The following is an 11,162-nucleotide window of genomic DNA, read 5'->3' on the forward strand; positions in this document are numbered from 1 at the left end:
CACTTGCCAGCCTCAGTTTCGCTTACACTTTATGCATCAGGTCACTATTTGGCTGCAACAGGCAGTGCGCCAAAGGCCGGATTTTGCAGTGCAAGGTTCAGCACGTCATCAATGCGCTTGACCGGGTGGATTTCAAGATCGGCCAACACGTTGTCGGGGATCTCTTCCAGGTCACGCTTGTTGTCGTCAGGAATCAGCACCACTTTGATGCCACCACGGTGTGCGGCCAGCAGCTTCTCTTTCAAGCCGCCAATCGGCAACACCTGACCACGCAACGTTATCTCGCCGGTCATCGCCACATCGGCGCGAACCGGGTTACCGGTCAGACAGGACACCAGCGCGGTACACATCGCGATACCGGCACTTGGACCGTCTTTCGGGGTCGCGCCTTCCGGCACGTGCACGTGAATGTCGCGTTTCTCGTAGAAGTCAGGGTTGATACCCAGCTTGTCTGCGCGAGCGCGTACCACGGTCAGTGCCGCCTGAATGGACTCCTGCATCACTTCACCCAGAGAACCGGTGTAGGTCAGCTTGCCTTTACCCGGCACACAGGCGGTTTCGATGGTCAGCAGTTCGCCGCCCACTTCGGTCCACGCCAGACCCGTTACCTGACCCACACGGTTTTCCGTGTCGGCGCGGCCGTAGTCGACTTTCTGCACGCCAAGGTAGTCTTTCAGGTTGTCGCCGTTGATGACAATGTGCTTCAGCGTCTTGTCGAGCAACAGTTGTTTCACCGCTTTGCGGCACAGCTTGGAAATTTCACGTTCCAGGCTTCGCACACCGGCTTCGCGGGTGTAGAAACGAATGATGCCGATGATGGCGCTGTCTTCAACCGTCAGTTCGTTTTTCTTCAGCGCATTACGCTCGATCTGTTTCGGCAGCAGGTGCTGTTTGGCGATGTTCAGCTTTTCGTCTTCGGTATAACCGGAAAGGCGAATCACTTCCATACGGTCAAGCAGCGGCGCCGGAATGTTCATCGAGTTCGAGGTCGCGACAAACATGACGTCGGACAGGTCGTAGTCAACTTCCAGATAATGGTCGTTGAATGCCACGTTCTGTTCAGGGTCCAGCACTTCCAGCAGGGCGGAAGCCGGGTCGCCACGCATGTCGGAAGACATCTTGTCGATTTCATCGAGCAGGAACAGCGGGTTGCGAACGCCGACTTTCGCCATTTTCTGGATAAGCTTGCCCGGCATCGAACCGATATAGGTACGGCGGTGACCACGGATTTCCGCTTCGTCACGCACGCCACCCAGCGCCATACGCACATATTCACGGCCGGTCGCACGGGCGATCGACTGTCCGAGAGAGGTTTTACCCACACCCGGAGGCCCTACCAGACACAGGATAGGTCCCTTGATTTTGCTGACGCGCGTCTGCACGGCGAGGTACTCGAGGATACGGTCTTTCACACGTTCCAGACCGAAGTGATCGGTATCCAGCACCTCCTGCGCCTTGCGCAGGTCTTTTTTCACTTTGCTGCGGGCATTCCATGGCACCTGAAGCATCCAGTCGATGTACCCACGGACCACCGTAGCTTCGGCGGACATCGGCGACATCATTTTCAGCTTTTGCAGTTCGGCTTCTGTTTTTTCACGCGCATCTTTCGGCATTTTGGCCGCGTCGATTTTGCGTTTCAGCGCTTCGTGTTCGTCAGGCGCATCGTCCATTTCGCCCAGTTCTTTCTGAATCGCCTTCATCTGCTCGTTCAGATAGTACTCGCGCTGGCTTTTTTCCATCTGTTTCTTGACGCGATTGCGAATGCGTTTCTCGACCTGTAGCAGATCGATTTCGGATTCCATCATCGCCATCAGATACTCGAGACGTTCGGTAATGTCGAACATCTCCAGCACGGACTGTTTGTCGGCCAGTTTCAGCGGCATATGTGCGGCGATGGTGTCAGCCAGTCGCGCAGCATCTTCAATGCTGTTTAATGAAGTCAGGACTTCCGGCGGGATTTTCTTGTTCAGTTTGATGTAGCCTTCAAACTGGTTAATCGCCGTGCGGACCAGGACTTCCTGCTCGCGCTCGTCTACTGCCGGAGAATCGAGGTATTCGGCCTGGGCTGCAAAATGTTCACCGCTGTCAGACAGTGTGGTAATGCGTGCACGCTGTAAACCTTCAACCAGAACTTTGACCGTTCCGTCAGGAAGTTTCAGCATCTGCAGAATGGAGGCTACGGTTCCGACTGAGAATAAATCGTTGATACCAGGTTCATCCGTCGAAGCCTCTTTCTGGGCAACGAGCATGATTTTCTTGTCATTATCCATTGCCGCTTCAAGACAGCGAATTGATTTCTCCCGGCCGACGAACAGCGGGATAACCATATGCGGATAAACCACCACATCGCGCAGAGGCAATACGGGGATTTCTATGCGTTCGGAACGCTCAGGGTTCATAGAGCTCTCTCTTAGTTTAGCTTCCGCCAGGTTAAGGAAACCTCGTGAAACACGAGTCAGCGGGTTTCAGCAAGTAGTTAACTGAGTATATGGGGATGAATATCCGACATTCAACGACCAGAAAGCGAGGAAAAAAATGGGGGAAAATATCCCCCATTTCTCATCTAAACCACTGTTAAACTGGCTAGTTATTCACCAGAAGCTTGTTGAGCCTCGGGTTTGCCATAAATCATCAGAGGTTCGGATTGCCCCGCAATGACGGACTCGTCAACCACGACTTTGTCCACACTGTCCAGAGATGGCAGATCATACATCGTATCCAGTAATGCAGCTTCAACAATAGAACGCAGACCACGAGCACCCGTTTTACGCTCCATCGCCTTCTTCGCGATAGCCGTCAATGCTTCATCGCGGAATTCAAGCTCGACGCCTTCAAGATTGAACAATGCCTGATACTGCTTGGTCAGGGCATTTTTCGGCTCTTTCAGGATCTGAATCAAGGCTTCTTCGCTCAGCTCGCTCAGCGTTGCCACAACCGGCAGACGGCCAATGAACTCGGGGATCAGACCAAACTTGATCAAATCTTCCGGTTCGGCCTGCGCCAGCAGCTGACCTTCGGTCGCCTTTTCTGACTTGCCTTTCACTTCCGCACCAAAACCGATACCGGTACGGGTGTTCAGACGTTGTCCGATCACTTTATCCAGGCCGGCAAATGCGCCGCCGCAGATAAACAGGATTTTGGACGTATCGACCTGCAGGAACTCCTGCTGGGGATGTTTGCGTCCGCCCTGTGGTGGAACAGCCGCCACAGTACCTTCGATCAGTTTCAACAGTGCCTGCTGCACGCCCTCGCCCGACACGTCACGTGTAATCGACGGGTTGTCGGACTTGCGGGAGATCTTGTCGATCTCATCGATATAAACGATGCCGCGCTGCGCTTTCTGCACGTCGTAATCACATTTTTGCAGCAGCTTCTGAATGATGTTCTCGACGTCTTCACCGACATAACCGGCTTCGGTCAATGTGGTGGCATCGGCCATGGTGAATGGCACATCCAGGAAGCGAGCCAGCGTTTCGGCCAACAGCGTTTTACCGCTACCAGTTGGGCCGATAAGCAAAATGTTGCTCTTGCCCAGTTCGATACCGTTGCTGGTATCGCCGTTACGCAAGCGCTTGTAGTGGTTGTAAACCGCAACAGCCAGCACTTTCTTCGCCGGTTCCTGACCGATAACATAGTCATCGAGGTGTTCACGGATTTCGTGTGGTGTCGGCAGCGCACTGCGTTCGCGATGCGGTGCGACCTCTTTAATCTCTTCGCGAATAATGTCGTTGCATAAATCGACACACTCATCGCAGATATACACTGACGGCCCGGCAATCAGCTTTCGCACTTCATGCTGGCTTTTGCCGCAAAAAGAGCAGTACAGCAGCTTTCCTGAACCGTCTTTGCGCTTATCTGTCATCAGTAAACCTCTTCTTTATTCTCAGTCCCGCGGACAACACACGGCGGTACGACCATTTAACTCAACAGACAGGTCATTCTCTGACGCATGGCTGATGTCTATTGGACAATTCACTCATATATTGTGCCTCGGGTAAAGCATCGGGCGGCGATTTTCACGCCGCCGCACGCACAAAACGTCCGTATGAGTTTAACTATAGACCATCGCGTCAGCAGAAAGGCCTATTAGAGTTCGCCGCGATGCGTCATAACCTTGTCAACCAGGCCATACTCTACAGCTTCGTTGGCAGACAGAAAACGATCTCGCTCGGTGTCACGCTCTATTTCTTCAAGAGACTTGCCCGTATGTTGCGCCATCAGCGTGTTCATACGGTGCTTGACCTTCAGGATCTCGCGGGCATGGATGTCGATATCCGATGCCTGACCCTGGAAACCGCCCAGCGGCTGGTGGATCATCACGCGGGAGTTCGGCAGCGCGAAACGCTTGCCTTTTGCTCCGGCGGTCAGCAGGAATGCGCCCATTGAACAGGCCTGGCCCATACAGATGGTGCTGACATCCGGCTTGATGAACTGCATGGTGTCATAGATTGACATCCCTGCGGTAATCACGCCGCCCGGCGAGTTGATATAAAGGTAGATATCCTTTTCCGGGTTTTCGGCTTCCAGAAACAGCATCTGGGCCACAATCAGGTTGGCCATATGGTCTTCAACCTGACCGGTCAGGAAAATAATGCGTTCCTTTAACAGGCGGGAAAAAATATCGTATGAGCGCTCACCGCGTGAAGTCTGCTCTACAACCATCGGTACCAGAGCCATGTTTGGCGCAAACTGCTCTCTTTCACCACTGTATGACATAACCGTCTCCTAATAGAATGCTCTTTAGCGCGAGTTGAAACCGATTCTACTTGAGATAAGCGATGATGACTATGCTCAAGCGGCCAAGTCGCCACGTACACGGCTGACGGTTGTTATCAGTCAGAAGCTAACAGCAACGTTACTCTCGTAGCACTAGACAATTGGGGGGTAGCACAGGAATTCAAGCCCGTTGGCGAATTCTTTTACTTCCCTTGATCATTGAATCGCTAAATAGCTCAATAAATGTACTTATTGGCGCTTTGGTGGTTATCACTCTGATAAATATAGTGCAAAGTCTACTTAATATAGAGCAGGCAGTTCCGAAAAAACTACCCCACAGCCAAAAATGACAAAATAAAAAAGCCCGTAGCGCAAACTACGGGCTTTCGGAACCAGCGCCGTCGATGGATGTGCTCATCGACGGCTCACCTCAGGCAATTAAGCCGGGGTGTTCTGGTTCATCAGTTCAGTAAAGGTGGTCGCCTTTTCTGTCACTTTAGCTTTGGACAGCAGGGTTTCGACGGCTTGTTCTTCCAGCGCGACGTTACGCATGTTGTTCATCAGCTCTTTGTTCTTGCTGTAGAACTCGATCACTTCAGACGGATCTTCGTAGGCAGAGGCCATCTCTTCGATCAGTGCCTTGACACGCTCTTCGTCAGCTTTCAGTTCGTGCTGGCTGATAACTTCGCCCAGCAGCAGACCGACAACAACACGCTGCTTGGCCTGCTCTTCGAACAGTTCGCGAGGAAGTTCCAGAGCCTGCTTCTCGTTGCCACCGAAACGCTGTGCAGCCTGCTGACGCAGCACGTTGATTTCGCTGTCGATCAGGGCAGCCGGCACGTCGATGCTGTTGGCTTTGACCAGGCCGTCGATGGCCTGAGTCTTGATGCGGTTACGCACCGCGCCTTTCAGCTCGCGATCCATGTTTTTACGCACTTCGGCACGCAGACCTTCAACGGAACCATCAGCCACGCCGAAACGCTTGATGAATTCTTCGGTCAGTTCCGGCAGTTCGCGCTCTTCAACTTTCTTCAGAACGATGTCGAACTTGGCCGCTTTACCTTTCAGGTTTTCTGCGTGGTAATCTTCAGGGAAGTTTACGTCGATGGCGAACTCTTCACCGGCTTTATGACCTACCAGACCTTCTTCGAAGCCCGGGATCATGCGGCCCTGGCCCATCGCCAGCACGAAATCGGAGGCTTTGCCGCCTTCGAATTCTTCGCCGTCGATAGAACCGGAGAAATCAACGGTAACGCGATCTTCAGCGGTAACGGCTGCGTCGGTTTCTTTCCAGTCTGCCTGCTGCTTGCGCAGGGTTTCCAGCATGGCGTCAACATCGGCTTCGTTAACGTCTACAACCGGTTTTTCGACTTCGATGTTTTCCAGATCTTTCAGTTCAACTTCCGGGTAAACTTCGAACTCGACGGTGAAGTTGAAATCTTCGCCGTCTTTGTACTCGCCTGGAACGTAGTTTGGTGCGCCAGCCGGGTTAATTTTTTCTTTGATGATGGCATCAACGAAGCTGCGCTGCATCAAATCGCCCAGTACGTCCTGACGAACGCTTGCACCGTAGCGCTGTTCGATGATGTGGTGTGGTACCTTGCCCTTGCGGAAGCCGTCAATACGTACAGATTTAGACGCTTTAGCCAGTTCGCTTTTTACTGCTTTTTCAATGCTTTCAGCAGGAACAGTAATAGCGATACGGCGACCAAGGCCTTGAGTGGTTTCAACAGAAACTTGCATCTTGTTACCTCAAAAAAATCAAAGTGCTCGGTCAACCCCGAACCGGGACGCTTCATGCAGACCTGGCTCAGTATTCGAGGAAGTCCCGAAACCATTCCGGAAAAATAAGACGCAGCATTATAGCGGCGCAACGGCAGGGAGTCGAGGACGGCTGCCGTGAAATAAAACCCGTAAAACAAAAACGGCCCGCAGGCCGTTTTTAAATTCGCATCTACTAATACAGCATCAGGGGGGAAAGTTCCACAAATACTGTCCATTAAAGGCGTTTTAGTCACGATTTTGCCGAAAATACGCGATTTCAGGCAAGTGTTCCGGCTCCGCGGCAAGGCGGAGAAGCGGGTACCGTGTCCTGAAGGCCTTCCCACTCCTTGAGCGTATAGGTATGCAGGGCGAGCGCATGTACGCTGCCTGCAAGCTCGGCCGACAAGACGGAATAGATTGAACGGTGGCGCGACAGGAAGCGTTCGCCCACGAATTTATCGCTAACCATCACCACCTTGAAGTGACTCTCGGAACCCGCAGGCACATTATGGCGATAACTCTCGTCTGTTACATCCAGGTGCGTTGGTTCAAACGCTGCGGCCAACTTTGCTTCTATTTGTTCGCGAATCATAGCCATCTCCTTAAAAACATGCCCACAAGAGAACTGCGCCCAACTATTTCGCCTACTTACATTAAAGAATAGGCTGTTTTCCGTTTTATTCTTACTTTCAAAAAGAAAATATTACTTATGTGAACAAAAAGGGGGTTTGGGCTGCAAAACGGCGCGTCCTCTCACTATTTTTTCTCTTACTTACGATATTTTCACACATTTCGCGGTCCAATCTCATGGCACGCTAAACATTCGCAGTGCTATGATGCTGCCAATTCTACAATGAAAACACGCCAACTTTTGACTTTGCAAAGACGGAAAATTGAAAAAATGACGCTACTTAAAAAAGTTATTTTCCCTGTGCTGGCATTATTTATGCTTGCAGGATGTGCGACCAGCAATAATACCCTGAATATTTCACCCAAGATTGCCCTGCCGACGCAGGACCCTACCCTTATGGGCGTGACCATCAGCATCAACGGTGCCGATCTGCGTCAGGACAAGGCGCTCGCCAAAGTTAACCGCGACGGCCAGCTGGTGTCGCTGACGCCTTCCCGCGACCTGCGTTTCCTGCTTCAGGAATCCCTCGAGAAGCAGATGACGGCACGTGGCTACATGGTCGGCCCTGACGGCACCGTCGATCTGCAAATCGTGGTCAACAATCTGTACGCCGATGTGCAGGAAGGCAATCTGCGCTACAACATCACTACCAAAGCGGATATCTCCATCATTGCGACCGCCAAAAACGGCAACAAGCAGGTGAAGAACTACCGCTCGACCTATAACGTTCAGGGCGCATTTACCGCAACCGACGCGAAAATCACCGATGTCGTCAATACCGTGCTTGGCGATGTCATCGCCGACATGGCGCAAGACACCAGCGTAAGCGAGTTCATCAAGGCCAACTCGCACTAAGCTCTTCTTCTGCCCGGCTCCGGTCGGGCAGAAGCGTCTGATTCTTTTCCCGTTTTACCCCGACCCGCCGATTCCCTCCTTTATTATCCGCATTTATCCTTTATCATGCCTCTGCGCCCCCTATTCAACGGCCTGCAGGAACACGGATGCCATGCTGAAACAGTACTTCTCAATCTTTACCCAACGTAATACCGCGATCCTGCTGCTGTTGGGCTTTGCATCCGGCCTGCCGCTGGCTCTGACCTCCGGCACGCTGCAAGCCTGGATGACAGTCGAAAATCTGGATCTCAAAACCATCGGCATCTTCTCGCTGGTGGGTCAGGCCTATGTATTCAAGTTCCTGTGGTCGCCGATGATGGACCGCTACACGCCGTCGTTTTTTGGTCGCCGTCGGGGCTGGCTTCTCATCACCCAGCTGTTGCTGGTCGCGGCTATTTTCGCGATGGGGTATATGGATCCAACCCGTGACCTGTTCTGGCTGGCGTCGCTGGCGGTGCTTATCGCCTTTGCGTCGGCCTCGCAGGACATCGTATTCGATGCCTACAAAACGGATCTGCTTTCCGCGCAGGAGCGAGGAAACGGCGCGGCGGTTTCAGTGCTGGGATACCGGCTGGCGATGCTGGTGTCCGGTGGACTGGCGCTGTGGCTCGCCGACCGTTATCTCGGCTGGCAGCAAACGTACTGGCTGATGGCGGCATTGATGCTGATTGGCGTTGCGGCAACCCTTTTCGCGCCGGAGCCGGAAGTGGATAGCCCTGCCCCGAAGACGCTGGAAATGGCCGTGGTTGCCCCGCTTAAAGATTTCTTTGGCCGCAATAATGCCTGGCTGATTCTGCTGCTTATCGTGATGTACAAGTTAGGTGATGCCTTTGCGGGCAGTTTGAGTACCACCTTTCTGATTCGCGGCGTAGGCTTCGATGCGGGCGAAGTCGGGCTGGTCAACAAGACGCTGGGCCTGCTGGCAACCATTGTGGGCGCGCTGCTGGGCGGCGTGCTGATGCAGCGCCTCAGTCTGTTTCGCGCCCTGCTCTTGTTTGGCATTCTCCAGGGCGTCTCGAACCGCCGGTTACTGGATATTAGCCGTCACCGACAAACATCTCTATTCGATGGGCACGGCCATCTTCTTCGAAAATCTGTGCGGCGGCATGGGCACGGCAGCCTTTGTTGCGCTGCTGATGGCGCTCTGCAACAAGTCGTTTTCAGCCACCCAGTTTGCACTGCTGTCGGCCTTGTCGGCGGTGGGGCGTGTCTATGTCGGCCCGATTGCCGGTTGGTTCGTCGAGGCCAACGGCTGGCCGCTGTTTTATCTGTTCTCCATCGTGGCGGCGGTGCCGGGCCTGATTCTGCTGTTACTGTGTCGGCAAACGCTCGAACACACCCAGCAGACGGAGACCTTCCTGCCGCGTCGGCATTTTGCTCCGGCCTATAAACTGGCGCTCAGACTGTTATCAGGCGGCAGTCTCCTGCTCGCGCTGTGGGTGATTATCTTGATTACCGACGGCCTCGACTGGACGCAATTATCGCAGCCTGCGTCAACACTCGTTCAGGCCGGCGCCCTGCTGGCGCTGTTTGGCATTGCACTCGGCAGCGTGCTGGACTTTCTTGCGCTTCGCCGTGAGCAACACGCCTGACGGCCTTTCCCTATCTCAAATCCTGTTTTCTGCCCGCCAGAGCCCGAGTCAATTGACACGGGCTCTGCATTCGACTGGCACATCCTGAAATCTCATCTACACTCTTCGTGTCTTCGGCGATTTTCAAGCCAATATCTTCCTACCTCAGTCGGCATTTTGTTATGCTCACTGGGGCGTCATTGTTGTATTTTGGTTAATATATTTATTTACCCTGATCTAGATCAAAAATTACTTCAAAGGTAATAAAAAAATATTTCCGATTTACACTTTGTTGCACAGATAATTTTTATCCAACCATCTAGTCATTTTATTTTCACCTAATTTCAACATTCCATTTACATAAATTATACCTCTCGCGATCATTAAAAAAAGGCACTAAATATCCATACTGTTGCTACGCCTTGTTTTTTCACTACATAGTGGACAAAAACAGTGCAACTCATTGTCGCCACAAAGAAATTGTCACTTCCCGTAACAGGTGTGACCACGTTAACATAAAGTGTGGGACGTGCATTTACACTGCTTTAAGCGTGTTTACAGTACCGTAACCTTCCCGTAAAATGCCCGCACACATGAAGCGACAATAGAGCCCTGTTATTGAGGTCGTTAGATGAGACTTAAGAAATACAATAAAAGTATTGGGATGTTGTCTATATTTGCATCCACTTTAATGTTAAGTGGCTGCAATACGGCACTAATGGATCCCAAGGGAGCAATTGGACTAGAGCAAAGGACGCTGATATTGACAGCGATCGGTTTAATGCTGATCGTCGTTATACCCGTCATCATCATGGCTTTTGCTTTTGCATGGAAGTATCGCGCTTCCAATACCAATGCTAAGTACAGTCCTAATTGGTCACACTCCAACAAAGTAGAAGCCGTGGTATGGACCATTCCAATTATCATCATCGCCATTCTGGCGACGATAACCTGGAAAACCACCCATGCGCTTGACCCGTTCAAACCTATCGTAACCGAAGAAAAACCAATGACCGTCGAAGTCGTTTCTCTCGACTGGAAATGGTTGTTTATTTATCCGGAGCAGGGCATCGCAACGGTAAATGAGCTGGTTATTCCTAAAGATGTGCCGGTTCAGTTCAAAGTGACTTCTGACACTGTGATGAACTCCTTCTTTATCCCGCAGTTAGGTGGACAGATTTACGCGATGGCCGGTATGCAGACTCAGTTGCACTTGATTGCAAATGAAGCGGGTACCTACAAAGGCATCTCGGCAAATTACAGTGGTCGTGGCTTCTCTGGTATGAAGTTCAACGCTATCGCTACCCCTACCCGTGCCGATTTCGATACGTGGGTTGCCAAAGTCAAGCAGGCCCCGAATCAGCTCGCTACGATGGACGAATTCAAATCACTGGCCGCGGACAGTATCGACAACCCAGTCGAATACTTCTCCACCGTTCAGCCGAATTTGTTCAAAAATATCATTGGTCAATATTCGCATGACATGAATATGCCAGCAGGCCAGACCATGCCTATGCCGGGTGGCACAGACATGAAAGGCATGGATATGGGTGACAAGTCTCACACTGCCGGAGCCGGGGAATAAA

At 52.1% G+C, this 11,162-nt stretch carries 8 protein-coding genes and 1 pseudogene; 3 read left to right on the top strand and 6 right to left on the bottom strand.

Features of this window, described 5'->3' with window-relative positions; all coding sequences use genetic code 11:
* Window positions 1–44: 44 nt before the first annotated feature.
* From lon to bolA, 6 genes are all read right to left on the bottom strand, one after another.
* Window positions 45–2,399: an endopeptidase La gene (gene lon / locus O1V66_RS12930; protein WP_045046061.1), complete on the bottom strand. Its 2,355-nt coding sequence runs from the start codon at window positions 2,397–2,399 to the stop codon at window positions 45–47.
* A 188-nt stretch (window positions 2,400–2,587) separates the two neighbouring features.
* Window positions 2,588–3,862, bottom strand: coding sequence for an ATP-dependent protease ATP-binding subunit ClpX (gene clpX, locus O1V66_RS12935; RefSeq protein WP_045046060.1), 1,275 nt, complete (start codon window positions 3,860–3,862; stop codon window positions 2,588–2,590).
* A 224-nt stretch (window positions 3,863–4,086) separates the two neighbouring features.
* Window positions 4,087–4,716, bottom strand: a complete 630-nt coding sequence (gene clpP, locus O1V66_RS12940; protein WP_045046059.1) for an ATP-dependent Clp endopeptidase proteolytic subunit ClpP — start codon at window positions 4,714–4,716, stop codon at window positions 4,087–4,089.
* Between the two features lie 438 nt (window positions 4,717–5,154).
* The gene (gene tig / locus O1V66_RS12945; protein WP_045046058.1) at window positions 5,155–6,459 is read right to left on the bottom strand and encodes a trigger factor; all 1,305 of its coding nucleotides are present in this window, start codon (window positions 6,457–6,459) and stop codon (window positions 5,155–5,157) included.
* On the bottom strand, window positions 6,375–6,734 hold the full coding sequence (locus tag O1V66_RS12950; RefSeq protein WP_269127641.1) for a hypothetical protein: 360 nt from the start codon (window positions 6,732–6,734) through the stop codon (window positions 6,375–6,377). The genes tig and O1V66_RS12950 overlap by 85 nt, the downstream gene beginning before the upstream one ends.
* 23 nt (window positions 6,735–6,757) lie before the next feature.
* Window positions 6,758–7,072, bottom strand: coding sequence for a transcriptional regulator BolA (gene bolA / locus O1V66_RS12955; RefSeq protein ID WP_045046057.1), 315 nt, complete (start codon window positions 7,070–7,072; stop codon window positions 6,758–6,760).
* 309 nt (window positions 7,073–7,381) lie between these two features.
* On the opposite strand from bolA, the gene O1V66_RS12960 reads away from it, so the two are divergent.
* The 3 genes and pseudogenes from O1V66_RS12960 to cyoA all read left to right on the top strand — a co-directional run bounded on the left by O1V66_RS12960 (window position 7,382) and on the right by cyoA (window position 11,161).
* Complete coding sequence (locus O1V66_RS12960) at window positions 7,382–7,966, top strand: lipoprotein (protein WP_045046056.1); 585 nt, start codon at window positions 7,382–7,384, stop codon at window positions 7,964–7,966.
* A gap of 151 nt (window positions 7,967–8,117) precedes the next feature.
* Window positions 8,118–9,597 (top strand): annotated as a pseudogene (ampG, locus tag O1V66_RS12965) (muropeptide MFS transporter AmpG).
* Between the two features lie 610 nt (window positions 9,598–10,207).
* Entirely contained in the window at window positions 10,208–11,161 is a 954-nt protein-coding gene (gene cyoA, locus O1V66_RS12970) for a cytochrome o ubiquinol oxidase subunit II (protein WP_045046054.1), read from the top strand.
* Window position 11,162: the final 1 nt, after the last annotated feature.

It is taken from the genome of Rouxiella chamberiensis (genome assembly GCF_026967475.1).
Taxonomy (GTDB): Bacteria; Pseudomonadota; Gammaproteobacteria; order Enterobacterales; family Enterobacteriaceae; genus Rouxiella; species Rouxiella chamberiensis.

Excerpts from the sequence above, each read along its gene's own strand:
- clpP (WP_045046059.1), bottom strand. The coding sequence starts at position 4,716 with ATGTCATACAGTGGTGAAAGAGAGCAGTTTGCGCCAAACATGGCTCTG.
- lon (WP_045046061.1), bottom strand. The coding sequence starts at position 2,399 with ATGAACCCTGAGCGTTCCGAACGCATAGAAATCCCCGTATTGCCTCTG.
- O1V66_RS12960 (WP_045046056.1), top strand. The coding sequence starts at position 7,382 with ATGACGCTACTTAAAAAAGTTATTTTCCCTGTGCTGGCATTATTTATG.
- clpX (WP_045046060.1), bottom strand. The coding sequence starts at position 3,862 with ATGACAGATAAGCGCAAAGACGGTTCAGGAAAGCTGCTGTACTGCTCT.
- bolA (WP_045046057.1), bottom strand. The coding sequence starts at position 7,072 with ATGATTCGCGAACAAATAGAAGCAAAGTTGGCCGCAGCGTTTGAACCA.
- cyoA (WP_045046054.1), top strand. The coding sequence starts at position 10,208 with ATGAGACTTAAGAAATACAATAAAAGTATTGGGATGTTGTCTATATTT.
- tig (WP_045046058.1), bottom strand. The coding sequence starts at position 6,459 with ATGCAAGTTTCTGTTGAAACCACTCAAGGCCTTGGTCGCCGTATCGCT.